A 25,324-nucleotide genomic window follows, 5' to 3' on the forward strand; every position below is an offset into this window, starting at 1 on the left:
CTTTACCCTGACGTTCGGCCCTCGCTGTGGCTCGGGTTCCTTCGCTCCGGGATTGATCCGGGGGCATCGCCTACGGTTTGCTTCGCTGCACCTCCTCTCGATGTGTTTGGCTTCGCCAAACGGTCGCTGCGCTCCCACCCCCGGATCAATCCCTCCACTCAGCCTGCCGACGGGCCTTGCGATCAAAAGCTTTACTCGAGCTAACGCTCATCGTGGTGAGGGGTGAGGTGCGCGACGGCGACTTCTGTGCTCTTCAAAACCTGAGTTCAACTCGGTATTTCACGTCGGCGTAATTCTCTTAAACAACGCCGTCGGCCCCCTCTCCCTCCGGGAGAGGGCTGGGGTGAGGGCTGGCTCTTGAGGTTGTCCTCGATTTTTTCGAAACCCACGATCCAATCAACAACTGCGCCCAAAATCGACAGCCAATTCCCCCCAATCCCACCATTTCACTGGCACTCACCCCCCACTGGTCTATAAGGAATGAGTGGTTCGGTTTCCATAACCGGGCGTTGTCCTGCTCGGCGACGGGAGTTTTCTTCCATTCATCGCGGGTCATCCTATGAACAATCTTGGGAAACGCGTGTGTTTTTCGTTGTTGTCGGCTGTCGGTCTGGTGCTGCTCAGTGGGTGCGCCAGTCCTCCACCGCCTCCGCCAGCTGCGCCGCCTCCGCCACCTGAGCGGACTTGTCAGGTCATGGAAAATACCGAGGTCGCCGGCGATGCCTACGCCGACGGGCAAGTGACTCGACACATCACCAAGACCCGTTGCGTCACTCAATAAGCCGGGCGCCGTTGAAGGCGCGGGTCGAGGGGATTGTGCTGGTGGCCGATCTGGTCGGTACGGCGGTGTTTGCGGTTGAAGGCGCGATTGCGGCGATGCGCAGTCAGCTCGATCTGCTCGGGGTGATGGTGATTGCCTTCATCGTTGCGCTCGGTGGCGGGGTGACCCGTGATCTGTTGATCGGTGCGACGCCGCCCAAGGCTGTGGCGGACTGGCGTTATCCGGCGCTGGCGTTTGCCATGGGCGGGGTGGCGTTTGTTTTTCATGAGCAGGTGCTGGGTTGGTCCGGTTCGACGCTGATTGTGCTGGATGCGGCGGGGTTGGCGTTGTTTGCCGTGGCCGGGGCGCAGAAGGCGTTGAATTTCGGCATCTCGCCGTTTGTGTCCATGCTGATGGGCACGATTACCGGGGTCGGTGGCGGGGTGCTGCGGGACATTGTGCTGGCGCGGGTGCCGGTGGTGTTGCAGGCGGATTTATATGCCAGTTCGGCGTTTGTCGGGGCGGCGGCGTTGATTGTCGGGCGCAGGCTGGGTGTGCCGCCGGTGGCGGCGGCGTTGCTGGCCGGGGCGGCGTGTTTGTTGTTGCGGTTGTTGTCGGTGCATTTTGGCTGGCAGTTGCCGAAGGTGCTGGAGGCATGAAAAAGGCAGCCCTTGGGCTGCCTTTTCTTTTGCGTCAGCGGCGGATCAGGACAGGAAACCGCCGTCCACGTTCAGCGATACGCCGGTGGTGTAGCTCGAGGCATCGCTCGCCAGGTACAGCACGGCGCCGGCCATTTCGCTCGGGTCGGCTACGCGCTTGAGCGGGATCTGCGTCAGCGCTTGCTTCAGGATCGCGTCGTTCTTCACCAGCGCCGAGGCGAATTTGGTGTCGGTCAGGCCTGGCAGCAGGGCGTTGCAGCGGATGCCGAACTGCGCGCATTCCTTGGCGAAGACTTTGGTCATGTTGATCACGGCGGCTTTGGTCACCGAGTAGATGCCCTGGAAGATTCCCGGCGAGATGCCGTTGATCGACGCCACGTTGATGATGCTGCCACCGCCGTTTTCGCGCATCAGCTTGCCGGCTTCCACCGACATGAAGAAGTAGCCGCGGATGTTCACGTCGACGGTTTTCTGAAAGGCACCGAGGTCGGTGTCCAGCACGTTGCAGAACTGTGGGTTGGTCGCGGCGTTGTTGACCAGGATGTCCAGGCGCCCGAACTGTTCCTTGATACCGGCGAAGACCTGGCTGATCTGTTCCATTTCGCCAATGTGGCAGGCGATGGCGGTGGCCTTGCCGCCGGCGGCGATGATGGCGTCGGCCACATGTTGGCAGCCTTCGAGTTTGCGGCTCGAAACGATGACGTGGGCACCTTGCTGGGCCAGCAGTTTGGCGATGGCTTCACCGATGCCACGGCTGGCGCCGGAGACGAAAGCGATTTTGCCGTCGAGATCGAACAACTGAGTCTTGGACATGGGATTCCCTTGTAGTAAGCCTTGTTATAACGCCGTCATCAGAGGCTGGATTTGGCAATGACCTGCAGGCTCATCTGCTCCAGCAGTTTGTTCATGTGAATGAACTGCGCGAAGCGTTTGTCCTGGGTCTGGCCATGGAAGAAGCGGTAGTAAATCTGCTGCACGATGCCGGCCAGGCGAAACAGGCCGTAGGTGTAGTAGAAGTCGAAATTGTCGATCTGGATGCCCGAACGCTCGGCGTAGTAATCGACGAATTCGCGGCGCGTCAGCATGCCCGGGGCGTGGCTTGGCTGGCGGCGCATCAGTTGTACCGGCGCCGGATCGTCGGCCTGGATCCAGTAGGCGAGGGTGTTGCCCAGGTCCATCAGTGGATCGCCGAGGGTGGTCAGTTCCCAGTCGAGTACGCCGATGATCTGCATCGGGTTGTTCGGGTCGAGGATGACGTTGTCGAAGCGATAGTCGTTGTGGACGATGCTCGAGGTCGGGTGGTCGGCCGGCATCTTGTCGTTGAGCCAGGCTTTGACCTGTTCCCAGTGCGGCGCGTCCGGGGTCAGGGCTTTTTCGTAGCGTTCGCTCCAGCCTTTGATCTGGCGGGCGACGTAGCCTTCAGGCTTGCCCAGATCGCCGAGGCCGCAGGCTTTGTAGTCGACCCGATGCAGCTCGACGAAACGGTCGATGAAGCTCTTGCACAGGGCTTCGGTTTTGGCCTGGTCGAGGCCCAGTTCCGGCGGCAGGTCCGAGCGCAGGATGATGCCCCTGACCCGTTCCATCACATAGAACTCGGCACCGATCACTGATTCATCGGTGCAGTGCACATAGGCTTTCGGGCAATACGGGAAACCGTCGCGCAACTGGTTGAGGATGCGAAATTCGCGGCCCATGTCGTGGGCGGACTTGGCCTTGTGGCCGAACGGCGGACGGCGCAGGACAAATTCCTGGTCCGGGTATTCCAGCAGGTAGGTCAGGTTCGACGCGCCGCCGGGAAACTGGCTGATCTGCGGCGTGCCGGTCAGGCCCGGAATGTGCGCCTTGAGGTACGGATCGATCAGGCTGGCATCGAGTTCTTCGCCAGAGCGGATACGGGTGGACTGGTCAGTAAGCGCCATGCTTATCCCTTCTGCTTATTTTGGAGGCCAGACATCATTGGCTAATCTAATGGCGCGCTCGGGTCGTCACAAGCGCGGTTCGGTCTTATAGGTTAGCGTGTTGGACGATAATCACCTTTGGGAATGTGCGCGGCGGGCCGCAGGCGACTAAGGTTTAGCGCGTATGCCTTGTTCACGAAGGAGCTTTGAAATGGGCTGCCCGCAAGTCTGTGCCAGCGCCACCCTGCAATGCAGTTTCGGCGCCGCACCGGCGGTGCTCAACGTGCTGCCGGTCAATCGCACGCTGACTGGCGGGATGCCGGCGGCGAACATCATGGATCATATTCCGCTGGTCAACGTCACCACGTTCGGCATGTGCATGAGCATGGCCAACCCGATGGTCGCGGCTGCCACGGCTGCGGCGCTGGGCGTGTTGACGCCGATGCCGTGCATTCCCGCCACCGCCACGCCGTGGATCCCCGGCGGCGCGCCGACCCTGCTGCTGGGCGGGATGCCGGCAATTGATGCCAACAGCACGTTGATGTGCAACTGGGCGGGGGTGATCAAGATCGTGATGCCGGGGCAGATGCAGATGTTGATTCCCTGAGTCAGGCCTGCGCCGGATCCGTCCATTTGCGAAACCACCAGCGCACCCGGGAAATCGGTTTGCCATCGGCATCCAGCGGCCGCCCGTCCTCGGCAAAACCTTGCTCCGGCTCCATCAACTGCCCATTCAGATAACGCGCATCCACCGCCGGCTTGCCGTTGGGATGAAAGCGCTGATAGCGCCCCTCACGCACGCCATCGCGATAGAACTCGGCCTCCGCCACTTGCCCGTCCGGAAAGTAATTGAACGCCTCGCCATGCAACAACCCGCGCCGATAGCTGGCCTTGCGCTGCAGCCAGCCCTCGGGCGCGTAGAAACTGGCAATGCCTTGCAGCTTGTCACGCACAAACGGCATCTGCGCCGAAACCTTGCCATTGGGGTGATAGAGCAGGGACGTGCCCTGCAGTTCACCCTGGCTGTAATTCAGATCCGCCTGCGGGCGCCCGTCATCCTTGATGTTCAACGGGCCGTCGAGCTGGCCGTTCTGCAATCGCCCCTTGAGGTGTTTGTCATCCTGCCGCAGATCCAGCGGTGTGATCGCCATGGCTTCTCCTTGTCAGTTGACCTGCACCAGCCCGCCCTTGATGGTCAGCATGCCGCCGCCGTCCACGGTCTGTGAGGCCGCGCCCTTGTTGGTCAGGCTGATGCCGGCGTCGTTGGTCAGCGTCGTCCCGGCTTTGTTGTCCAGTGAAGTACCGGCCTGATTGGTCATGGCGGTGCCGGCCTTCTGGGTGATCGAAGTGCTGGCCGAAGTCGCCAGATCTGCACCGCTCTTGATCGTGAAACTGCCGCCGCTTTGCAGGGTGAGGGTGCCGCTGACCTTGATCGTCAGGTTGCCGTCCACCGTCAGGCTGTAATCGCCGGTGACCTTGTCGGTGTAGTTGCCGCCGGTGCTGTGGTTCTGGTCGGCGCCGACTTTCACAGTGCGGCTGTCCTTTACATCGAGGCTATCGCTGCCGGTCTGGATCGTGACGCTGCGTTTGCCTTTCTCCAGCGTCACGGTTTCATCGCCGTCCTTGACCGTACGGGTGCGGGCGTTCTGCACCGTGAGGGTTTCGTCGTGGCCGACGGTGGCGGTGGTGTCGTTGAGCACGTTGATCTTCAGATCTTTCTGCGCTTGCAGGAACACTTCCTCGGCGTCTTTCTTGTCCTCGAAACGCAGCTCGTTGAAACCGCCGCCACCCTTTGAAGATTGAGTCTTGATCCCGGATTGGGTCTGGTTCGCCGGCAAGGCATAGGGCAGGGCGTTGTCACCGTTGTAGACGCACCCGGTGACCAGCGGCCGGTCCGGATCGCCGTCGATGAAGGTGACGATGACCTCCTGACCGATGCGCGGCACGAACTGCATGCCGAAACCCTTGCCGCTCCACGGCAGCACCACGCGCACCCAGCAGGAACTGGTTTCATCGTTCTTGCCGTCGCGATCCCACGGGAACTGCAACTTGATCCGGCCGTATTCGTCGGTCCAGATTTCCTCGCCGGACTTGCCGACTACGATGGCGGTCTGCGGGTGCATGCGCGGTTTGGGCGTGAGGCGTTGCGGACGAAACGGCGTGGCCTTGGGGATCGCCTCGAAGCGATTGCGATAGCTTTCGTGGCTGGCGTCATGGGTCACCCGAGTGACGACCCAGTCGATGTTCAGGCTCGCGTCTTCGTGGCCGTCGAGGGTGAACCAGTGGCCTGGAATCAGCCAGCGGCAGTCGCTTTCGCCAACAAAGCGTTTCTCTTCACTGCGAAGCCCGTCTACCCGTTGTTTGGTCAATGCATCGCCCCGAGCCTTGGCGTTGTAACCACCCGGATGCTCATAGATCGAACGCGGCCCGGCGACGGCTTCGGCCTGGCCATAGAGTGAAGTGGTTGGTGTGGTGAATTCGTAATCCGTTGCCTTGTACACGCCGGCCACCGCTTGCAGGCACACCTGGCCTGAGCGGATGCCATGCAATTCGCGCTCACCCAATTGCTGGCCCAGGTATTTGACCTTCGGTCCGTTGGGGATCTGCACGAAGGCGTCGTTGCTATCACCCAGCACCAGCGTGTGCTTGCCGTCCTCGTGGGTGAAGAACCAGAAAATGCCTTCCTCCTCCAGCAGGCGCGAGACGAAGGCGAAATCGGTTTCGCCGTACTGCACGCAGTATTCGCGTGGGGTGTAGCTGCCCGTCAGTGAGAGTTTGAAATCGGTGAAACCGTGGGCTTTGAAGATTGTGGTGACGATGTCGGAGGTGGCGAGGTTCTGGAATACCCGGTTGTTGCTGGCCAGGGTCAGCCACCAGAGCCATGGCCTTAGAACCAGCTTATAGCGTTCGGCGGTCGCGTCGGCGGGGAGCTGGCGGATTTCGGCGACCAGAGCGTCGAACGGGCGAAGTTGGGCGTCGTTGTGCAGGGTGGTGGTGACGTGGGTGGCGATGGCACTGGTCAGGGTGAGGGAGGTACCGTCGTTGAGTCCGTTGAGGATTTGTGCGCTTAGTGCGTTGAGCGCTTCATCACCCGACAGCGACTCAGGGTAAAGCGCCGACAGCGAAGTGGCGGTGAGGGAGAGGGTGGTGGTGCTGTCGGTGGAGCGGGGCATCGTGAGTCCTCGCGCTGGATGTTCATGTAAGACTGAGCCGCGATGGGAGTGGCAGGAGATTCAGCGGACTGGGTTGTCTTTCAAATATAAATAGAGTTTTAGCCAGAATGCCCGGGCGTCATCATAGGCGGTCGCTGTCAGATAATTTTTGTTGATGAGCTTGACTGTAGCGTCTCTGATATTGCTCTTGCTACCGGTCGGGACATGAAAGTAGTGGAGTTTGAAACCTGCTTTGTCGTCGAGTATCTCATTCAGAAAAATGACTTTGGCGTAGTCCGTATCCAATGTTTTGGTGATGTTATTAGTTGTCGCGTAATCGTCGATAATTACGGCGAGATCCACTTCTGGCTTTCCGGTATAGGTGAATTTTTTGAAGTAATCAGTGGCGTCTTTATAAATGCTAGGCCTGGTTTCAGAGATGGCCTTGAAGATTTTTTGAAAGAAAGAAAAATAATGGTTGTCTGATTTTGCTGAGTCATGACAATACGCGAAATAACTGTGATTGTGATTGTTGCCACGTTCCAGCAATGTTTCAACATAACTATTGGTTTGCGATCCACTGCTGGACGCGTCACCTGATTTGCATTCAATGATGACAAGACGCTGGTCGGACGAAACAATCAAGTCTATTTCGTTATCGCCATTTTTTACCTTTGCATCTTGCGCCATCGCAGCGGGAAGGTGCGCCCGGAGTTCGTGAATGTTCAGGCTTCCATAATCTGCGGTGGGCGTCCATCGACCTCTGCTGAAGTTTCGCTCATCAATAATGGTGCATGGTTTTGCGTCGAGGAACAGGTTGCCGCGATTCGCATAATATAGCGTGTTGAGTTCGTGCAGTTCCCCTGGGTCATTACCGACATTAATGAGGTATGCCAGTGATTTGTTGATAAGTTTTAGTTCGAAACTTCCTTCATTCGCAAGGGGCGGGGCTAAAGTGATTGCCATGGTTTTGTCCTCGGTGTCTGTTCAGAAAAAACTGAGCGAAAAAAGGGGATGAGAAAGGGGGCGGATTTATTTGCTTCATAAATAAATCTGTCCCCTTTGATTCATTAGTGTGCCCTCTGTTGGGAAAAGCGGCTGAGATTATTTGTAGTAGTTGGTTATAAAGTTGAAAGGTGCGGAAAGTTGTTTTGAACGATCGATGGGCAGTCCGTGTGGGTACGTGTCAATGTTGCACAGGTAAGCCTTGAACTGGCCCTCCACATCTCGAGACCATGAGTCCCCGCGATTCAAGGTGAAATCAAGCAGCTCGCAATTTTTTTGGCTGGTGGCTATGACCACGACCCATCTGTGGTCAGCCACAAAACCGCTTAATTTGTAAACGTCACGGGTGATCGATTCCTGTAAGTTTGCGCCGCCGAATAAGCCGTTCGTGCTTTCTACTTTTATTTCAATGGCGTAGGACTCATCTTGCAGTTCGAAATAGAAATCGACCTTTTCGCTGGAGTAAGGCTCCGGGTAACTGATTTCGCGAATTTTCGTTGTGATGCCGTAACCACGTCGTAGATGGTGAGCTATCTCAACTTGCGCAGCACTCTCCCAAGGACCTTCAGAAACCCAGCTCTTCGTAAATTGACTTGGTTCATCGGTATCTTGCAGCTTTGGGTGTACACCTGCTGCCTGCAGCACCGCATTCAAAAAATCCGCTTCTGTCATTACTCCGTCTCCTGCGCGGGTGCCATTTTTGCGTTCCGTCAATTCTCGTTGACGGCGGTCATTCCAACACCCACTCCGCCAATTTCCCTGTCACCTGCGTCATCAAAACGTTCTCGACATCCCGCGCGCCTGCCGCACTGCATTTGGCGAGCACCGCTTTCACAATTCCCGAATCGAACTCGAACTGCTTGCCCGTCGCAGCCTTGTAACGGCCGCGCAATTTCTCCAGCTTCGCCAACACGATCCCTTCAAGCGTCTGCTCATCCAGCGGCCGATACGCGACCACCGTCATGCGTGCCAGAAACGCCGGGCGGAAGGCTTGCAGGAGGACTTTGTGCAGCGCCTCGTTGAACGCTTCCGAGCCGAGTTGTGCAGTCGGTGTATCGAGCAGCAATTCGGCGCCGACATTGCTGGTGGCGAGCATCACGGTGTTTTTGAAGTCGACCACCAACCCGGTCCCGTCTTCCATCAAGCCCTTGTCGAACACGTTGTAAAACGCTTCCAGCACATCCGGATGCGCCTTCTCGATTTCATCCAGCAACACCACCGAATACGGCTTGCGCCGAACGGCCTCGGTCAGCACGCCGCCGCTTCCGTAACCGACGTAACCGGGCGGTGCGCCCTTGAGCTGGCTGACGGTGTGGGCTTCCTGATATTCGGAAAGGTTGATGCTGATCAGGTTGCGTTCGCCGCCATACAAGGCATCCGCCAGTGCATACGCGGTTTCGGTTTTGCCAACGCCCGTGGGGCCGACCAGCAGAAACACGCCAACCGGTTTTTGCGGATCGGTGAGACCCGCACGATAGGCCTGCAATCGTTGGGCGATGGTGTTGAGCGCAGTGCTCTGGCCCATCACGCGCTGGCCCATGCGTGTACCGAGGGTGCGCACGGCATGGGCTTCGTCGGCGAGCATTTTGCCGACGGGGATGCCGGTCCAGCCGGCGATCACGGCGGCGACGGTTTTGCCGTCGACCTGTTCGGGTACCAGCGGATCGTCCTGGCGGATCGCATCGAGTCCGGCTTCCAGGCGCAGCAGTTCGGCGGCGAGGTGATCGATGCGGCTGTCGATGGCTTCGTCGGGCTTGTCGCTGTCGGCGCTTTCGCTCAGCGCCAGTAACTCGCGACGGGTGTCGAGCAGTTCGCGCACGGCGACGCGCTCTTCACTCCAACGGGTTTCCAGTTCGCGGATGGCCTGGACATTGGTCTTCGATTCGCTTTCCAGCAGGGTGATGCGCTCGCGGTGATCGAGCCCCGTGGCCTGTTCCCGGCGCAGGCGTTCGACTTCTTCTTTCAGGCTTTGCTGGCGGTGGCGCAGGCTCTCCAGCGGTGGCGGCACGTCGTGCTGTCCGAGGGCAACCCGGGCGCAGGCGGTGTCGAGGACGCTGATGGCCTTGTCCGGCAACTGGCGGCCAGAGATATAGCGATGCGAGAGTTTCACCGCTTCGTGGATCGCGGCATCCAGCACTTGCACGCCGTGGTGCTGTTCGAGTTTGGCGGCGACGCCACGGAGCATTTCCACGGCGGTGATTTCATCCGGCTCTTCCACCTGCACCAGCTGAAAGCGGCGGGCGAGGGCCGGGTCTTTCTCGAAATATTTTTTGTATTCCATCCAGGTCGTGGCGGCCAGCGTGCGCAACTCACCTCGGGCCAGCGCGGGTTTGAGCAAGTTGGCCGCATCGCTGCCACCTTCGGTACCGCCAGCGCCGATCAGCGTGTGGGCCTCATCGATGAACAGGATGATCGGCTTGTCGGCGCTGCGAACCGTGTCAATCACACCTTTGAGCCGCTGTTCGAATTCGCCTTTGACCCCGGCCCCAGCCTGGAGCAAACCAAGGTCGAGCACCCGCAAACTGACTTCCTGCAACGACGGCGGCACATCCCCGGCGGCGATGCGTAGCGCCAGGCCCTCGACCACGGCGGTTTTGCCTACGCCCGGCGCACCGACCAGAATCGGGTTGTTCTGCCGGCGCCTCAAAAGAATGTCGATGCACTGGCGAATTTCGCCATCGCGACCGACGATCGGGTCGATGCGCCCGGCGTGAGCATCGGCGGTCAGATCCTGGGTGTATTGATCGAGCACCGAGTCTTGCCGTGGCGTTGGACTCCCCGAAGACACAGAGCGCGGGCCAACGTGCTCACGGGAGTTTTCCGTCCATTCCAGCAGGTTTGCGCGCAAGGCTTCTTTCGGAATTCGCAGCAATGACGATGCACTGTTGAGCAGCAGGCTGCGGCGCTCGTCACGGTCGATCAACGCCAATAAAAGCAGCCCGGAACGAATGCTGTCGATCCCCAGCACACTGGCCTGCACCACGGCGTCTTCCAGCAATCCCAGCGTGTGCGAGGACAGCGCTGGCGTGCGCGTGCTGCCGGTCTTGAACAGGTCCAGCGCCTTGTTGATCTCCGCCGTCAGCGCATCACGCTCCAGCCCGAAGCGCGGCAGCAGAAAAGCAAAATCGCCGCCCTCGATATCCAGCAACTCCAGCAACAGATGCTCGATCTCGACAAAGTGATGCCCGCGCTGCAAGCACCGTTGCGCGGCACGTTCGAGGGCGCGGCGGTTGTCCGGGTTGAGGCGTCCGATCAGGCTGGCCAGTTCCATTTCAGGTGATCTCCAGCTGACGCAGGCGGGTTTCGATCCGTTGCACGGCCAGGCTGGTCTGCCGTTGCAGGCCACCGTTCCAGCTCAACAGGGCCGGGGTTTGTCGGCCGAGTTGCAGCGGCCCCGCACCGCGCACCAGCAGCACCAGTTTCACGTCTAGATCCGGGCCGAAATACAGCGCAGCGAGGCTCGCCAGTGCCGGATGCGCTTCGCCGTCCGGCAAGAAGCGCGCGGCCTGCGTCGATGGCAGCGGCCCCAGCGTCAGACGAATTCCGGCATGTTCATCCCAGACCCGAGTACCGGCGACAGCGCTACGGCCGAGTTGCAGATTGCGTCCGCCGGCCTTCATGACGCTGCGGCTGGCGCGTGGAATTTCACGCCACGCCCCTTCATAAGCGCTCAGTTCCACCGCCACGGCAAATTGCTCGCGGACAATCGCCGCGAACCCCGCCAACGACCGGCGGCCATCGGCGTACAACGCCGTGCAGGCCAGAACGGCGCAGTCGGGAACCGCCTGGCGTTCTTGCAGGGATTTGGGCAACAACCCGGTCAGCGCCCGCAGTTGCGCCTGCACTGGCGAGGCGCCGGGCGTGGTGAAACCGAGGGCGATCCGGTGTTTGCGCATCACCTTGTACAGCAGGCTCAGCAGCCGATGCTGGAACAGGTCGAGGAACTCGGCGGGCGCATGATCCTTGGCCCGCGCCCGTTGTTGCAGCCATTCCTGATAAGCGTAAGGCAGCGGGCCGTCGGGGCCGCCGAGGCCGAACATCGGCGAGTTCAGGGTCAGCGGTTCACCGGGGTTTTCCTCCAGGCTTTCGATCTGACTGGCGGCGAATAATGGCGTCAGCGGCCCGCGCAATTTCAGCGCTTCGGCCTGTGGCGATGTCCCCGAGCCGAGGGCGTCGGCCTGCGGCTGTTCACGCTCCAGCAACAGCAGCGCCTGCAACCATTCGAACGCCTGCGGATCACGGCGCAGGCGCTGGCTCAGGGTCAGAGCGACAGGGGCATGCCGGCTTGGGGTTGCCATGCCTTGACCTCCTTGTCTGCCTGCATGAGCACCGTGCGCACAAAGCGATTGGCCGTGGCGTACACCGAAAAGAACTGCGCGAGCACCGCTGAAAACAACACCGCGCTGCTGCCGACGAAATGCTGTGGATCAAGCTGCAATTGCACTTCAAGCCCGTTGCGCCAGCCGCGCCAGGCGTCGGCGCCGACATGGCCGATCACCCGCTCGCAACCAAGGTTCAGCAATCCTTCGATCTGGCGCAGGGCGCTGGCCTCGTCGCGCAGGTTGTGCAGGGTCAGGATTTCCTTCAGCGCATCCAGCGCCTGCGGCCCTTCGACCAGCGACAGGTGATTGAGGGTCAGTTGCGACACTAGCCGCCAGCGCGAATCACCGTCCAGTCGCGGCAGGCTTTGCGGGCTCGGCGGATTGCGCAAGCGTGCCCACGCCACCGGACCCGGCCGTTCGAAACCCAGCGGCGTACCGGCGGGCAGGCTCTGGGCCAGATGCCGATTGGTGCACAGCAGTTCGGCGGTCAGGCTGTAATCGGGCAGGTCGGTCTGCGGTTCGAAACGGGTGTCGACGACGCTGACCAGCAGATCGCTGCCGAGCCGGTTCGGCGTCTGTCCGTTGACTCGCCGCGCATGCCAGTAACGTTGCCGGTCACCGCTGCTGTGCTGGCTGCCGAAATACGCCGGCAGCCGTTGCACCCCGCTGGCGGAGCTGGCGCGCATGCTGCGAATGCTGTGGATTTCGACGCTGTTTTCACGGTGGCTGTCGGCGATCAGGCGATATTCGCTGCGGGTGCCGTCCGGACGCAGCGGCTCCGAGGTACGCGGGAACAGGTTGATCACCGGCGCACAGCCGAGGGCGATTTCAGTGGCCTGCAAGTGCAATCGGCCGGCCGGCGCCCGGTCAAAAACGATGTACAGATACAGCGTCTGGCTGTCACTCGAAACACCGGACAGGGGCAGATCAAAGAAGTGGAATTTGTCCGGGAACGCGAAGTATTCGGCCAGCAGACGCATGCCCGGATGCACGCCGTCTTCGTCCGGCAGCAGCACTTCGTCGTCGGCGAAACCGACGATCTTCGGCAGGCCTTTCACGCGGGCGGGAATGCTCCCCGGTGAGCCGGCCAACACCTGCACCGCGTGGGCGCCGAGCAGGTCATAGAGGTTGGCGTTGACCACCGGTGACGCGGCCAGGTGAATGCGCAGTTGTTCGATGCCAAGCTCCGACCACTGACTGTCGCCGAGGCAACGCAGACTCAGGCGCAACGCCGAGCGGGACTGCGCCACACCGGTCAGCGCCTGGGCTTCATCGCTGCCCAGCAACAACGCTTCGCTGACTTCAACCGGCCACAAACGCACGGCGGCGCTGGTGCGAAAGTGAATGCTTTCGCCCTTGCTGGTGGTGACGAACAACGGCGTGTCCCGGGGCAGGGGATAGCCGCCGTCGAGGTTGCCTTTGCTCGGGTCCGGTTCGAACTGGACGATCGCGCAGGACGGCAGCGGGCGCATGGCCAGGGGATAAAGCTGTTCGAGCAATGCGTCGCTGAACTCGGCGTAGTCGTCATCCAGCCGCCGTTGCAGACGTGCGGCGAGCAGGGCAAAACCTTCCAGCAATCGTTCGACGTGTGGGTCCGGGCATTCGCCGGGAGACAACTCCAGACGTCGCGCGACTTTCGGATAGCGTTCGGCAAACTGTCCGCCGGCATGTCGCAGCCAGGTCAGTTCGCGCTGGTAGTAGTCGAGCAATTGCGGGTCAATCGAGTCGCTCATGGCGCACCTCCAGCCCTTCGTTGCCGGGCTCGATGACAAATGCCACCGGCCAGTGCTGCGAGCCGCTGCGCAATTCACCGGTCAGGCGAATACTCAGGCGCTGCGGGTGCTCGGGCAGGGGATTGACTTGAACTTCGCCGAGCAGCAGGCGCGGTTCGAAATGGGTGATGGCTTCGCGAATGTCCCGCGCCAGCCGACGACGGTCATCGCTGCGCTGCTGTTGCAGGGCGCTCCAGTCGGCGATGCCGTAGTCGATGACGCTGGGCGGGGAGGTCAGGGGGCGCGGGCCACGGCGGGTGTTGAACAGGCGCCCGAGCTCGGTGTGTACCGAGTCGAGCAAATCCTGCCGATCGAACTCCCGCGCCCCGTCGCCCTCGCTCCAGGCGAGGCGTTCGAACAGCGGTGGAAGTAAGCCGGTGCCTGCCATGGCCGCGCCGCCGGGTTAGCTGACGAGCTTGTTGGCGGCCATGTCCCAGGTCGAGGCAGCCGTGCCTTCCTTGGTGCCGTCGTCTTTCTGCGCGGTGAGTTCCCATTTGATCTTGGTGAAGTTCAGGGACAGGGTTTCCACCGGTTTGCCGCCGGTACCGCCACTGACGCTGACGTTGGAAATCACCACGTTGGTCAGGGTGTAGATGATGAACGGCAGCAGTTGCCCGCTGCCTTCGGCGGCGTTGCGGCCGATGGTGATCTTGGCTTCCGGGATCGGTTTGCCGGCGCAGCAGTATTCGTTGAGGGACGGTGTGGAGGTGTCGACGAATTTGGTCAGGGTGAACTCGCCGACGTGGGGTTTGCCGGAGGTGCGCTCCGAGTTGCTGACGTCGTTGGTGACTTGCATCGCCACGTTGTGGCTGTAGGACATGACTTCGATCTTGTCCGCGTAACCCTCGAGCAGGCTGTCGCCTTTGATGTCGCCGCCGAGGTCGAGAATGATTGCATCCATCGCTTGAAACTCCTGAAAGGTGTCGTGCCAGGCAAACAGGGGAGCGCCCGCAGGAAATCCTGCGGGCGCAGGCGGGTCAGGCGGCTACCGGTGGCGGCAGGGTCGCGACCAGGCGGATCGACGCGGTCAGCTCTTCGAGCTGGAAGTGCGGCCGCAGGAACACCGTCGCGCGATAGGCACCGGGCTTGCCGGCGACTTCGGTGACGTCCACCCGCGCTTCACGCAACGGGTACTGCGCCTTGATCTCCTGCGGAGCGTTGTCGTTGATCAGCACGTAGTCGGCGATCCAGTTGTTGAGGTAGGTCTGCACGTTGTCGCGGGTCATGAAACTGCCGACCTTGTCGCGCATGATCACCTTCAGGTAATGGGCGAAACGCGAGGCCGCGAGCACGTACGGCAACATCGCCGAGATCCGTGCGTTGGCGTTGGCCTCGTTGGTGTTGTAGACCTTGGATTTGTTGGTGGTCTGGCCGCCGAAGAACACCGCGACGTCGCTGTTCTTCTTGTGGCACAGGGCGATGAAGCCGAGGTCGTTGAGCTCCTTCTCGCGGCGGTCGGTGATCGCCACTTCGGTCGGGCATTTGAGCGACAGGTCGCCGGAGCTGGTGCGGAAGGTGTGCGCCGGCAGGCCTTCCACCGCGCCGCCCCCTTCAGCGCCACGGATCGCCGCGCACCAGCCGTACTTGGCAAAGGCTTCGGTGATGCGTTGCGACAGCGCCCACGCGGCGTTACCCCACAGGTATTTGCTGTGGTCGGTGCCGTTGGTGTCTTCGACGTAGTTGATGCCTTCCACTGGCGAAGTGTCCGGGCCGTAAGGCAGACGCAGCAGGAAGTGCGGCAGCACCAGCGAGACGTAACGCGAGTCTTCGCTTTCACGGAACGAGCGCCACTTGATCAGTTCCTGGCTCTCGAACACTTTCGACAGATCACGCGGCACGGCCAGTTCGGTGAAGCTGTTCATGTCGAACAGACGCGGGCTGGCGGCGGCAATGAACGGCGCGTGGGCAGCGGCGGCGACGTTCGACAGTTTCTCCAGCAGGCCGATGTCCTGCGGGTGGCGGCCGAAGGTGTAGTCGCCCACCAGCAGGCTGAACGGGTGACCACCGAAGGTGCCGTATTCCTCTTCATAGATCTTTTTGAACAGCGCGCTCTGGTCGAATTCGACGGCTTTTTCCAGGTCGTTCTGCAGCTCTTTCTGGGTCACGTTGAGCAGGCGCAGTTTCAGCCGGGTGCTGGTTTCGGTGTTCTGCACCAGCATGTGCAGGCCACGCCAGGACGCTTCGAGTTTTTGCAGATCCGGGTGGTGAAGCACTTCGTTGAGCTGGGCGCTGATCAGCTCGTCGATCTGGCTGATGCGGTCGTTGATCATCGCCACGGTGTCCTTGTCGATGGCCATGCCTTCGTCGAGTACCTGGGTGGCGAATTCCGCGAGCATGTCGCGGGCGTAATCCTGCTGACTGTCGTCATGGGCCATGCGGCCCTCGGCGATGATTCGATCGAGCAGGGATAAAGTCTCGGCGGCAGCATTTTCGCTGGCTTGATTCTGGGCGGCGGCGGGCATGGCGAATTCTTCCTCGGTCAGGTGGACGATCAGGCTTGCGGTTCGGCCGGAGCTTCGGCATCAGCGGCCGGGACAGCGGTGTCCGGGCGGGCCGACTTGATCTCTTGCAAGCCTTCGGTGTTGGCGATGACGTCGCGCAGCAGCTTGTCCAGATCGTCATTGCCGTCGAGTTTGGTCAGCAGGTCGCGCAGGCGCTGGCGGGCTTCGAACAGGCGCCGCAGCGGCGTGACTTGCTCCACCACCTTGACCGGGTCGAAGTCGTCGATGTGCTTGAAGTTGAGTTCGATGTTGAGCTTGCTGTCGTCGCCGCTGAGGGTGTTGTTGACTTGCAGCGTGGCGCGGGGCGCGATGGAGGCGAGGACGTCGTTGAAGTTGTCGCGGTCGATTTCGGTGAAACGGCGTTCGGTCAGTTTTGCCAATGGTTCGAGCGGCTTGCCCGAGAGGTCGGCGAGGATGCCGACCACCAGCGGCAATTCCTTTTTCTCGATGGCGTTGCCGATTTCGACGTCATAGGTGATTTGCACTCGGGGCGGGCGAACCCGGTCGAGCTTGTGCTGGGTACTTTCTGCCATGTCGGCGGACTCCGATGCGATGAGCGGGCGCAATGCATCGGGGAGGCCCGTTCATCGCTTTCCCTTGCTGGACCACAGGTTAGAAAGGGTGGCAGATGACCTGTCGTTCCTTTGACAAACCTTCCTCATTCGGCTGTAGGAACCGAACTACCCAAGACGCTAGAACAGGTCTATAAAAATGCAAGCGAAAAACTTTTTTGGACTGACTGGCGAAAAGGAAAATTCATTTTGTCTGCACGACTTTTTCTAACGATCGGGTTCGCGCTGCTCGCCGGCTGTTCGTTTTTCGGGCCGAAAGTGGATCTCGACAGCCTGACCCTCGACGTCGCGCCCAAGGCCAATGACGACACCCCGATCGCCGTGGACTTCATCGCGGTCAACGATCCGGATCTGCTCAAGCAACTGTCGGGCATCAGTGCCCGTCAGTGGTTTGCCGAGCGCGAGCAGTATCAGCGTGACTATCGTCAGCTGATGAGCGTGTGGGGACTGGAGCTGGTGCCGGGGCAATTCATCGACCGCCAGCCGTTCCCTTTGGGGGGCAAGCGGGCGGCTGGACTTTTGGTCTTCGCCAGCTATAACACTCCCGGAGCGCACCGCCTGCGGCTGGACGATCAGAGCGATGCATGGCTCAAGTTCGACAGTCGCGAGATGAGCCTGGTCAGCAAGGAAAACTGAAACACACCGTCCGCCGCCGGTTCGCGGTGCAGTCGAAGGGAGTCGTATGAGTCTGCTACCTGACGCGGTCTGCTGGCATGAAGGCATGCAATTGCTGCCCCAGCATTTTCAGTTACAGGGCCTGCGGGCCGAGGCGCTCGGCGCGCATCTGGCTCAGGCGTGCAATCCGTGGTTTTTCGGCGTCAGCCACATGGAGTTCGATCCGTCGGCGATGAGCGCCGGCGTGGTGCGGGTGCTGTCGTTGCAAGGGACGATGCCGGACGGTCTGCCGGTCAATCTGCAAGTCGGCGTCGACCCGACGCTGGAGCTGGACGTCGCTGCCGCGATCGACGCCACGGACGATGCGACGGTGACGGTCTATCTGGCGATCAGTCCGCTGTGGCGCGCCGGTCAGTTGCTGCCGCTCAAGGGGCGTCTGCAATCGGTGGTCGGCGAGGCGTTACCGGATCTCACCAGCGGCGAATTTCCTGAATCGATCACGGTGTGGCGTCCCAATCCACGGCTGTGTACGCAACTCAACAAAGCCGATTCAATCTGCCTGCCGCTGCTGAAAATCCGCAAGGAGGGCGGCGGTTTCCTGCCGTTGCCGTACACGCCGCCGACACCGGTCCTGCTGCCAGAATCCCCATTGGGTCGGCGGGTGGTCGGGCTCTGCGCGAGGGCGCGGGAGAAGTGCCTGTTTCTCGGCGGGCGATTGCGCCAGGCGCAGCAGGCCGGCAATCAGGATGACGCGCTGGAAATCCGTCGGCAGATGACGGCGTTGTGGGCGCGCTTGCCGGAGGTGGAAGGGGCGCTGATCAGCCGTGTCGCTCATCCGCAAAGCATTTATGTGCAATTGCTGGGACTCGCCGGTGCGTGGTCGGCGCTGGATCCGCTGGCGGGTGTGCCGGCTTTTGCGCCACTGGATTTTCTCGAATTGCAGCGCGGTTACGATCCGCTGCTCGACTGGCTGGAAAACACCCTGGAACTGATCCGCGCCGGTTACCGCAGCATCGCGTTCGAGCGCGGTGAGCAGAGCTTTTCCATTCAGTTGCCGGACGAGCAACCGAGCCAGCGTCTGGTCATTGGCCTGCGCATGCCCAACGGTGCCAGCGAGCAGGCGGCCGGCGAATGGCTGCGCGGCGCGATCATCGCTTCGGCGCCGCACATTGCCTTGCTCAGCCGTCAACGGATGAGCGGTCTGACGCATCAGGCCATGAGCCGCAGCGAACAGGTGGCCTACAGCGTCGGCGACGACACCCGGCTGTTCGTGGTGACCGCCGAAGGCAGCTGGTTCGACGCGCAACTGCCGCTGATGATCGCCGCGCCGGCCACCAAGCTGACCAGCAGCCCGTGGCAAGTGGTGTTGTTTGTCGCCCAGAACAGTGAACGTGCCTGATCACACAAGGAACGTCGTATGTCGCAAGGAAGTGCCGCAAGCCTCGGGTTGCAGGACGCTCCGCTAAGCAGTGCGTTCCGCCAGACGTGGCAGCAGTGGTCGCAGGACTGGAGCCAGTTGCCCAAGGACAGCGAGGACGAAGCTGCGCTGGTCGAAACCGTGGTCGAGCTCTCGACCCAGGCTTCGCAACGGCTGTGGCGCACCGCGTTTGCCCGGGTCGGCGATTCGGCGACTGAACAGGTCAAGGCGCTGGTGTATGCCTTTGTCGCACTGGTCGATGAGACCCTGCTGTTCAGCCCGTGGCCAGGCCAAAGCGCCTGGCAGGAAAAGCCCTTGGAGTCGCGACTGTACTCCAGCCGTCAGGCCGGCGAACAAGTGCCGGCGGCGATCCAGACCCTACTCGATGAACAGCAGCCCACCACCCGCGATCTGGCCAACGTGTATTTGCAGTGCCTGATCCTCGGTTTCCACGGACGCCTGCGCGGTGAGCAGGGCCAGGTGCAACGGGAAAAATGGCGGCGGGCCCTGTTCACGTTTGCCTGGCAGGACGAGGCCGATTACGCCGCTGTCAGTCAGCGACTGGTACAGCCCTCGATGGCGACACCCTTGCAGTTGCCGGTACGCACGGCGTTGCCCGATGGCTTTCGTCTGGCGCTGGGCATTCTGGCGATGATTCTGCTGCTGACCGGGCTCGGGCAGTTTCTGTGGCGTGACATCCGCCAGGAACTGGAGCCGGTGTTGCAGGCGCCCGACACGCTGGCGGCGCCGGAGCAAGACTCATGAGTACCCTGACGATCGTGGCCTGGGTGGTCGCCATCCTTCTGCTGCTGGTGATCATCGCGGTGGCGGTGTGGTGGCTGCGCACCCAGAGCGGCGCGGCGATTCGCAGTTTCTACGCCGCCGTGCGGCACATGGAGCAGGAGCAGGGCGCCCACGACCGTTATCAGATGCCGTGGCTGCTGATGCTCGGCGATGAAACCCAGGGCGCCCAGCTCGCCACTCAATGGCGTTTGCAACCCACCGACAAACCGGCGTGGTTCGGCCGTTGGTGGTCGGACTCCGAAGGCGCGGTGCTGGTGGTGCCGCAGGCGCTGTTTCTGCCGGAAGACGGCATGCACCTGCAACGCGGCGGCTGGTGGCGTCTGCTCGGGTTGATCCTGCGCCTGCGCAGCAAGCGCCCGCTGGACGGGGTGATCTGGACAGTGCCGGTCAGTCGGTTGAGCAATCTGGAGCAGGCCACGCAACTCGGTCTGGCGGCGCGTCGGCGTTTCATCGATCTGTTGCAGCGCTTTGGTCTGAGCCTGCCGGTGTACGTGGTCATCACCGGGCTGGAAGAACTGCCGGGATTTCAGGAACTGATCAGCGCGTTGCCGGACGAGGCTCGCGATCGCACCTTGGGCTGGTCGTCGCCCTATGCCCGCGATGCAGTGTGGCAGGGGCAATGGAGCGATCAGGCGCTGGATCGGCTACACCGCGCGGTGGCGGAGGCGGTGATCGAAATCGGCACCTTGTCCGGGCATTTGAGTGCGGATCTGTACGCCTTGCCGGAACGTCTGGAAACTCTGCGGCGTGGTTTGCAGAACGTGCTGGAACCGGTTTTTCAAGGCAACGCTCAGGGCGAGGCACCGTGTTTTCGTGGCGTTTACCTGACGGCCAATCAGCCGGCCGATGATGCGCTGGACGGTTTTTCTGCCGATGACAGCGGCCTGCAGCAAAGTGCGTTTGTGCGTCAGTTGTGGCGCCAGCGAATAGTCGGCGAACGTGGACTGGCCCAAGGCGTGCCGCGCCTGTTGCGCTTGCGCCAGCGCTGGCAACGAGTGACTGCCGGGGTGGCGCTGGTGGTCGGGGTGGTCTGGGCGGTGGCGATGCTCTGGGTCTGGCAGGCGTCGGTCAAGGACGCGCATGAACTGGCGCGGCTGCTGCAAGGCGCGCAGAAGAATTACGTGGCGGTGATCGATGACGAGCATCGGGTCGAGCCGACCCGGCGCAACGTGCAGAACTTCTGGCGGGTGCTGGAACGGGCGCCGCACTGGCACTACGTTTCGCTGGCCTTTCCGACGTCGTGGTTTTCCTCGCTGGACGGGCGACTCGAACAGGAAGTGTTCAGGTCGACCCAGCGCCACATGCTGCAACCGCTGCACGATCTGCTGGTCGCGGAGCTGGCGAAAATCAAGGCGATCCGCGCCACCGACCGGCGCACCAGCGTCGAAAGCGAAGACCCGGCGCAGTGGCAGAATTATCAGAAGGCCACGGATCTGGTCGAGCGAGCCTTGCGTCTGGAACAACAGAACCAGTTGTTCGCCCAAGTGCAGAACGATCAGCGGGCGCCGCTGGAAGATCTGGCGCAACTGAGCAACAGCGCGCTGTCACTCAACCTCAACGTCGGCACCTTGCCCCATGCCGCCTACTACAACCGGCTGCTGGCGGCCAGTGATGGCGGCGACTTGCAGGCGCTGGATCTGAGCGTTGAGCGGCCGTTGATCGTCAGCAATTTCACCGGGCTTATGGAGCGCTGGCTCGATCAGTATTTTCTGGCCGACAACTTCGTCAGCAAGGCCGGCTACCTCAAGTTGCATCTGGAACAGCTTGAAGCCGGGAGTGGCAACAGCCTTGCCGAACTGGAAGACCTGCGCGCGCTGATCGATGACTTGCAAGCGGCGATCGCCCTGACCAACTCGACCTGGAGTCGCGGCAAGGGGCAGGAGCTGGTGCCGGGTTATCGCGAGTTTCTCGACAAGGTGCGCAAGAGTTCATTGCTCGGCCCGGCCGTGGAACAGCAGCTCGATGCGCAGGCCGGCAAGTTGCAGCAGAGTTTTCGCGATCAATGGATCGCCCAAGTGGGTTCGCGGGGCAATCTGCTGGTGCAGCAGGGCAGCGGGCAACTGGCATTGCAGGATCAGGTGGTCAAGCTCAACAACGCGGTGCAGGCGCTGTTCAAGCGTGACTTCGTTTCAATTGCCCTGCGTGCCAGCCAGGACAGCGTCAACCGGCAAGGCCAGACCGTGGACGGCGATGACCTCAACGAATCGCTGAATTATTTCGCGAGTTATAAAAGCTACGTTGCCGAAGAACTGCCGCGCATTCCGCCGGCCTACCGTGAAGCATTGCTGCAAGCGGCCGAAACCGCCGCCGCACAGGCGATGTGGTTGAGTCTCAAGGATCATGATGATCAGACTCATCCTTACGCGGTGTTCAACGTGCAGGCGGTACAGGCGATGAACCTGCAAAAAGCCTTTATCGAAGTCCATCGCAGTGATCTGGCGGCGCGTCTGCAAGGGGCCTTGAATCGCCGGGCGATGGCGCAGATCGTTGGCGGGCTGGATGAAATCACCGCGCAGCCGCTGTTCGGTGGCCGCACGGAAATCAGCCAGTGGGACGGCTCGAAAAACCTCGGCCTGCAACTCTATGGCGCGAGCGACGTGCAGGATCTGAAGCTGAGCCTCAAGCAGCAATTCAACACCATGCTCGGCATCACCGAGCGTCGCGCCCCGGCGCTGGAATGGTTGAAGACCCAGCAGGGCAATCTGTCGGCGCTGGATTACGAGCGCGTGACCCAGTTCAGCGCGCTCAACGACGAATTGCTCAAGTACAAGGATTCCAACCCGGCCAGTTCGCCGGCGCAGATCGAGCAACTGGTCAGCCGCGACTTCATTGAAATGGACACCGGCTCCTGCGTGCAGGTGTTGCAGACCGCCAATCTGACCGGCGGGCGCGGCACCCTGGCGATGCGGGCGGTGGAGTTGCAACAGTCGGCCCTGCAACGCTGCCAGTTTCTGCAACAGCAACAGGCGGCTGCCGCGTGGAACGAACTGGCCGGCTACTTCAATCAGTACCTGGCTGACCGCTTTCCGTTCGCCAACGGCGTGCAGGCGCAGGATGCCGACCCGGCGCGGGTCCAGCACTTTCTGGAAATCATCGACAAGCGCTTGCCGGTGGCCCAGGCCGGACTGGTCCTGAGCCAGACCCCGGAGCGGCTGGCGGCGGAAGATTTTCTCAACCGGGTGAAACAGGCCAGCGTCTGGCTGACGCCGCTGTTCGTACGCGACAAGAGCGGGATTCTCGGCGTCGAGCTGGACGTGCGCTGGCGCACTGATCGCGAAGAAGAGAAGGGCGCCGATCAGGTGATTGCCTGGGGCTTGCTGGCCGGCAATCAGCAGATCAACTATCCCGCTGCCGATCAGCCGAACCTGCGCTGGATGCCCGGCCAGCCGATCCGCCTGACCCTGCGCTGGGCGCGCAACGGCAAGGAGCGTCCGGTCAACGACCCGCTGCAACCAAACCTGGTGGTGCGCGATCTGGAGGCCGGCTGGGAGTATGGCGGGCCGTGGTCGCTGCTGCGCCTGATGCGTGCGCACTTCTCGGTACAACGCCAGCCGAGCATGGATTACACCGATTTTCCGTTGAGCCTGCGCCTGCCGGTTACCGCGCAGAATGACAGCGTGACCAGCGAATTCACCCGGATGTTCGTGCGCGTGTCGCTGATGAGCCAGGGCTCGAAACTGCCGTTGTCGATTCCGCCGTTGCCGACCCGCGCGCCGCGTTCACCGTTCCAGGTGACCGGCACCACCGCCGCCCTTGAAGCCCAGAAGGAGGATTTGTGAGCCTGCCCTCGACCCCGTTGCCGGACCTGATCGATCAGTTGCTTGCGCCCATCAGCGACGATGCGCCCTGTGGTGCGGATCTGCGTTATGAGCGCGAGTACGACCAGTTGCGCGATCTGCGCCGCGAGGACGACGCGAGTCTGCCCACGGGTGTCTGGCAGTCGACCCTGAAACGGGCCAACTGGCCGGAAGTCGAGCGGTTGACCACCACGCTATTGCTCGAGCGCAGCAAGGACCTGATGCTCAGTGCCTGGCTGGGCGAGGCCTGGCTGCATTTGCAGGCACTCGATGGACTGCCGGGCAGTCTGGCGCTGATCACCGGTCTGTGTGAGCGCTATCCCGAACATTTGCACCCGCAGGCCGGCGACGGTGACCAGTCGTGGCGGGCGATTCCGCTGGAATGGCTGGTGCGTCGCTACAGTGAAGTACTGCTGACCCGGGTGCCTTTATTTGGCGCCAACAACAGCGATTTTGAGAGTTATACCCTCGAAACCTGGCGGCGGATTCAGGTGCAGCAGGTGCAGGCCAACGACTCCAAAGGCGCCAAGGCGTCGGCCGAAACTGCGCGCAGCGAACACAAGAAGCTCATCGAGCAGGTGCGGGCCACGCCCATGGCGTTCTGGCTGCGCCATCAAGGCAATCTGCTGCTGAGCCTGCAACACCTGCAGCGTCTGGATGCCTGGTGCGATGCGTATCTGGGAGATCAGGGGCCGGGGCTCGGTCCGTTGCAGGACACCCTTCAAGCGTTGTTGACACTGGTTCAGGAGTTCATCGCCATGCACCCACAACAACCACTGTCGGCACCGCCGCCTGCGCCGGTCGCAGTCTCACCGGTTGAAGCGTCTGTCGCGGCCACGCCCGAAGCCGCGCCAGTGCCGCGCGAACCGGCCAGTCGAGAAGAGGCTTATCGGCAATTGCTGCTGATCGCCGAGTACCTGGCCCGCACCGAACCCCACAGCCCGGTGCCGTATCTGATCCGGCGCGGGGTGGAATGGGGCAACAAGCCGTTAAGCGAGCTGCTCGGCGAGCTGATTTCGGCAGACGCCGAATCCCGGCGTCTGTGGACTTTGCTCGGCGTGCTTTAGTGCACGCGCTGGTTGTTCAGTTTCGGCGGCAACTGCAGCGGCGTCAGCACCGGTTGCCCGGAGAAGAACGCCACCAGATTCTTGCCCACCAGCTCCACGGTGCCTTGAGTGGCTTCCGGTGACAGCCCGGCGACGTGCGGGGTGAGAAGCACATTGCTCAGGCTCTTCAGCGCATCGGGTACTTGCGGCTCGTGATCGAACACATCCAGCGCTGCGCCGGCAATTCGCCGTTGTTCCAGCGCGCTGATCAGATCGGCGGTGGCGATCACGCTGGCGCGGGCAATGTTGACGATAAAACCGTTGGGACCCAAAGCATCGAGCACCGGGCGGGTCACCAGATGCTGGCTGCCGATGCCGCCGGGCGTGGCGACTACCAGAAAATCCGAGGCCCGGGCCAGTTCGGTCGGGGTCGAGCAGAACGCGTAAGGCACGTCGCTGCGCACCTGACGGTTGTGGTAGCTGATCTCCATGTCGAAGCCCAGGCCCGCGCGTTTGGCAATCGCCATCCCCACCGCGCCCAGACCGAGAATGCCCAGGCGCTTGCCGGCCAGCGACGGGCGCATGATCTTCGGCCACTCGCCCCGACGCACCGCCCCATCGCAGCGCGGGATGTCGCGCACCAGCGCCAGCAGCATCGCCATGGCGTGGTCGGCCACCGACGAAGCGTTGACGCCGGCGCCGTTGGTCACGGTCAGCCCACGGTCACTGGCGGCCTGCAGGTCGACCTGCTCGTAACCGGCGCCGATCACGCAGATGATTTTCAGCGCGGGCAAGGCCGCGATTTCTTCAGCATATAAGCCCAGCGGGCCACGGGTCAGTACCGCGTCGATCCGCGCCCCGTGGGTGGCGATGGCTTGCGCGCGTTCGGCTGGGGTCGGCGCGAGAATCAGGTGAAAACCCTGACGTTCGAGGATCGGCAAATAGTCATTGATGGTTTCAACCAGTACCAGAACGGTGGCGGGCATTGCTCGGCTCCTGTGATC

The 25,324-nt window shown here is 61.8% G+C and carries 21 protein-coding genes; 7 read left to right on the forward strand and 14 right to left on the reverse strand.

Features of this window, described 5'->3' with window-relative positions; genetic code table 11:
- Window positions 1–765: 765 nt before the first annotated feature.
- Entirely contained in the window at window positions 766–1,419 is a 654-nt protein-coding gene (locus tag JKA62_RS19785; RefSeq protein WP_236676603.1) for a trimeric intracellular cation channel family protein, read from the forward strand.
- Between the two features lie 45 nt (window positions 1,420–1,464).
- Here JKA62_RS19785 and JKA62_RS19790 read toward each other — a convergent pair whose 3' ends face one another.
- A complete protein-coding gene (locus tag JKA62_RS19790; RefSeq protein ID WP_064380507.1) occupies window positions 1,465–2,232 on the reverse strand; it encodes an SDR family oxidoreductase in 768 nt (255 codons plus the stop codon).
- A 38-nt stretch (window positions 2,233–2,270) separates the two neighbouring features.
- A complete protein-coding gene (locus tag JKA62_RS19795; RefSeq protein ID WP_201819119.1) occupies window positions 2,271–3,338 on the reverse strand; it encodes a phosphotransferase family protein in 1,068 nt (355 codons plus the stop codon).
- 190 nt (window positions 3,339–3,528) lie between these two features.
- Between JKA62_RS19795 and JKA62_RS19800 the strand changes: the two genes are divergently transcribed.
- Window positions 3,529–3,924 carry a DUF4280 domain-containing protein gene (locus JKA62_RS19800; protein WP_007958887.1) on the forward strand — a complete coding sequence of 132 codons (396 nt, stop codon included), beginning with the start codon at window positions 3,529–3,531 and terminating at the stop codon, window positions 3,922–3,924.
- 1 nt (window position 3,925) lies between these two features.
- Here JKA62_RS19800 and JKA62_RS19805 read toward each other — a convergent pair whose 3' ends face one another.
- The 11 genes from JKA62_RS19805 to tssB form a co-directional block, all read right to left on the reverse strand.
- Complete coding sequence (locus tag JKA62_RS19805; RefSeq protein ID WP_201819120.1) at window positions 3,926–4,468, reverse strand: toxin-antitoxin system YwqK family antitoxin; 543 nt, start codon at window positions 4,466–4,468, stop codon at window positions 3,926–3,928.
- Window positions 4,469–4,480: 12 nt separating this feature from the next.
- A complete protein-coding gene (tssI, locus tag JKA62_RS19810) occupies window positions 4,481–6,490 on the reverse strand; it encodes a type VI secretion system Vgr family protein (protein WP_201819122.1) in 2,010 nt (669 codons plus the stop codon).
- Between the two features lie 60 nt (window positions 6,491–6,550).
- On the reverse strand, window positions 6,551–7,435 hold the full coding sequence (locus tag JKA62_RS19815; RefSeq protein ID WP_201819123.1) for a hypothetical protein: 885 nt from the start codon (window positions 7,433–7,435) through the stop codon (window positions 6,551–6,553).
- A 138-nt stretch (window positions 7,436–7,573) separates the two neighbouring features.
- Window positions 7,574–8,146 (reverse strand): hypothetical protein, encoded by a 573-nt coding sequence (locus JKA62_RS19820; protein ID WP_050761167.1) that lies wholly within the window; start codon window positions 8,144–8,146, stop codon window positions 7,574–7,576.
- A 58-nt stretch (window positions 8,147–8,204) separates the two neighbouring features.
- A complete protein-coding gene (gene tssH / locus JKA62_RS19825) occupies window positions 8,205–10,745 on the reverse strand; it encodes a type VI secretion system ATPase TssH (protein ID WP_011334782.1) in 2,541 nt (846 codons plus the stop codon).
- A 1-nt stretch (window position 10,746) separates the two neighbouring features.
- Window positions 10,747–11,772, reverse strand: a complete 1,026-nt coding sequence (gene tssG / locus JKA62_RS19830; RefSeq protein ID WP_011334781.1) for a type VI secretion system baseplate subunit TssG — start codon at window positions 11,770–11,772, stop codon at window positions 10,747–10,749.
- Entirely contained in the window at window positions 11,736–13,529 is a 1,794-nt protein-coding gene (tssF, locus tag JKA62_RS19835; RefSeq protein WP_041475329.1) for a type VI secretion system baseplate subunit TssF, read from the reverse strand. The genes tssG and tssF overlap by 37 nt, the downstream gene beginning before the upstream one ends.
- Window positions 13,513–13,956 carry a type VI secretion system baseplate subunit TssE gene (gene tssE, locus JKA62_RS19840; protein ID WP_102687020.1) on the reverse strand — a complete coding sequence of 148 codons (444 nt, stop codon included), beginning with the start codon at window positions 13,954–13,956 and terminating at the stop codon, window positions 13,513–13,515. Before tssE ends, tssF begins: the two co-directional genes overlap by 17 nt.
- Window positions 13,957–13,971: 15 nt before the next feature.
- Window positions 13,972–14,469 (reverse strand): Hcp family type VI secretion system effector, encoded by a 498-nt coding sequence (locus JKA62_RS19845; protein ID WP_007958866.1) that lies wholly within the window; start codon window positions 14,467–14,469, stop codon window positions 13,972–13,974.
- 76 nt (window positions 14,470–14,545) lie between these two features.
- Complete coding sequence (tssC, locus tag JKA62_RS19850) at window positions 14,546–16,030, reverse strand: type VI secretion system contractile sheath large subunit (protein WP_007958864.1); 1,485 nt, start codon at window positions 16,028–16,030, stop codon at window positions 14,546–14,548.
- A 29-nt stretch (window positions 16,031–16,059) separates the two neighbouring features.
- Window positions 16,060–16,602, reverse strand: a complete 543-nt coding sequence (gene tssB / locus JKA62_RS19855) for a type VI secretion system contractile sheath small subunit (protein WP_007958861.1) — start codon at window positions 16,600–16,602, stop codon at window positions 16,060–16,062.
- A gap of 228 nt (window positions 16,603–16,830) precedes the next feature.
- Between tssB and JKA62_RS19860 the strand changes: the two genes are divergently transcribed.
- Genes JKA62_RS19860 through tssA form a run of 5 tightly spaced genes read left to right on the forward strand, consistent with a single transcriptional unit; the run spans window position 16,831 to window position 24,341 of the window.
- Window positions 16,831–17,277, forward strand: a complete 447-nt coding sequence (locus JKA62_RS19860) for a hypothetical protein (protein WP_039767163.1) — start codon at window positions 16,831–16,833, stop codon at window positions 17,275–17,277.
- A 46-nt stretch (window positions 17,278–17,323) separates the two neighbouring features.
- Window positions 17,324–18,655: a type VI secretion system baseplate subunit TssK gene (gene tssK, locus JKA62_RS19865; RefSeq protein ID WP_201819126.1), complete on the forward strand. Its 1,332-nt coding sequence runs from the start codon at window positions 17,324–17,326 to the stop codon at window positions 18,653–18,655.
- 18 nt (window positions 18,656–18,673) lie between these two features.
- Window positions 18,674–19,438: a DotU/TssL family secretion system protein gene (locus tag JKA62_RS19870; protein WP_011334775.1), complete on the forward strand. Its 765-nt coding sequence runs from the start codon at window positions 18,674–18,676 to the stop codon at window positions 19,436–19,438.
- Window positions 19,435–23,256, forward strand: a complete 3,822-nt coding sequence (locus tag JKA62_RS19875; RefSeq protein WP_201819128.1) for a type VI secretion system protein — start codon at window positions 19,435–19,437, stop codon at window positions 23,254–23,256. The genes JKA62_RS19870 and JKA62_RS19875 overlap by 4 nt, the downstream gene beginning before the upstream one ends.
- Entirely contained in the window at window positions 23,253–24,341 is a 1,089-nt protein-coding gene (gene tssA, locus JKA62_RS19880; protein WP_011334773.1) for a type VI secretion system protein TssA, read from the forward strand. The genes JKA62_RS19875 and tssA overlap by 4 nt, the downstream gene beginning before the upstream one ends.
- On the opposite strand, the gene JKA62_RS19885 is transcribed toward tssA, so the two are convergent.
- Complete coding sequence (locus JKA62_RS19885) at window positions 24,338–25,306, reverse strand: 2-hydroxyacid dehydrogenase (RefSeq protein ID WP_011334772.1); 969 nt, start codon at window positions 25,304–25,306, stop codon at window positions 24,338–24,340. The two genes, tssA and JKA62_RS19885, sit on opposite strands and share 4 nt — an antisense overlap.
- Window positions 25,307–25,324: the final 18 nt, after the last annotated feature.

This window comes from Pseudomonas sp. B7, from assembly GCF_016735645.1.
Taxonomy (GTDB): Bacteria; Pseudomonadota; Gammaproteobacteria; order Pseudomonadales; family Pseudomonadaceae; genus Aquipseudomonas; species Aquipseudomonas glycinae.

Bases quoted from the DNA above. Each gene is read 5' to 3' on its own strand.
- JKA62_RS19805 (WP_201819120.1), bottom strand. From the start codon at position 4,468: ATGGCGATCACACCGCTGGATCTGCGGCAGGATGACAAACACCTCAAG.
- tssE (WP_102687020.1), bottom strand. From the start codon at position 13,956: ATGGCAGGCACCGGCTTACTTCCACCGCTGTTCGAACGCCTCGCCTGG.
- tssC (WP_007958864.1), bottom strand. From the start codon at position 16,030: ATGCCCGCCGCCGCCCAGAATCAAGCCAGCGAAAATGCTGCCGCCGAG.
- JKA62_RS19820 (WP_050761167.1), bottom strand. From the start codon at position 8,146: ATGACAGAAGCGGATTTTTTGAATGCGGTGCTGCAGGCAGCAGGTGTA.
- tssB (WP_007958861.1), bottom strand. From the start codon at position 16,602: ATGGCAGAAAGTACCCAGCACAAGCTCGACCGGGTTCGCCCGCCCCGA.
- tssI (WP_201819122.1), bottom strand. From the start codon at position 6,490: ATGCCCCGCTCCACCGACAGCACCACCACCCTCTCCCTCACCGCCACT.
- tssK (WP_201819126.1), top strand. From the start codon at position 17,324: ATGAGTCTGCTACCTGACGCGGTCTGCTGGCATGAAGGCATGCAATTG.
- JKA62_RS19795 (WP_201819119.1), bottom strand. From the start codon at position 3,338: ATGGCGCTTACTGACCAGTCCACCCGTATCCGCTCTGGCGAAGAACTC.
- JKA62_RS19885 (WP_011334772.1), bottom strand. From the start codon at position 25,306: ATGCCCGCCACCGTTCTGGTACTGGTTGAAACCATCAATGACTATTTG.
- JKA62_RS19800 (WP_007958887.1), top strand. From the start codon at position 3,529: ATGGGCTGCCCGCAAGTCTGTGCCAGCGCCACCCTGCAATGCAGTTTC.
- JKA62_RS19815 (WP_201819123.1), bottom strand. From the start codon at position 7,435: ATGGCAATCACTTTAGCCCCGCCCCTTGCGAATGAAGGAAGTTTCGAA.
- JKA62_RS19790 (WP_064380507.1), bottom strand. From the start codon at position 2,232: ATGTCCAAGACTCAGTTGTTCGATCTCGACGGCAAAATCGCTTTCGTC.
- JKA62_RS19870 (WP_011334775.1), top strand. From the start codon at position 18,674: ATGTCGCAAGGAAGTGCCGCAAGCCTCGGGTTGCAGGACGCTCCGCTA.
- JKA62_RS19875 (WP_201819128.1), top strand. From the start codon at position 19,435: ATGAGTACCCTGACGATCGTGGCCTGGGTGGTCGCCATCCTTCTGCTG.
- tssG (WP_011334781.1), bottom strand. From the start codon at position 11,772: ATGGCAACCCCAAGCCGGCATGCCCCTGTCGCTCTGACCCTGAGCCAG.
- JKA62_RS19845 (WP_007958866.1), bottom strand. From the start codon at position 14,469: ATGGATGCAATCATTCTCGACCTCGGCGGCGACATCAAAGGCGACAGC.
- tssF (WP_041475329.1), bottom strand. From the start codon at position 13,529: ATGAGCGACTCGATTGACCCGCAATTGCTCGACTACTACCAGCGCGAA.
- tssH (WP_011334782.1), bottom strand. From the start codon at position 10,745: ATGGAACTGGCCAGCCTGATCGGACGCCTCAACCCGGACAACCGCCGC.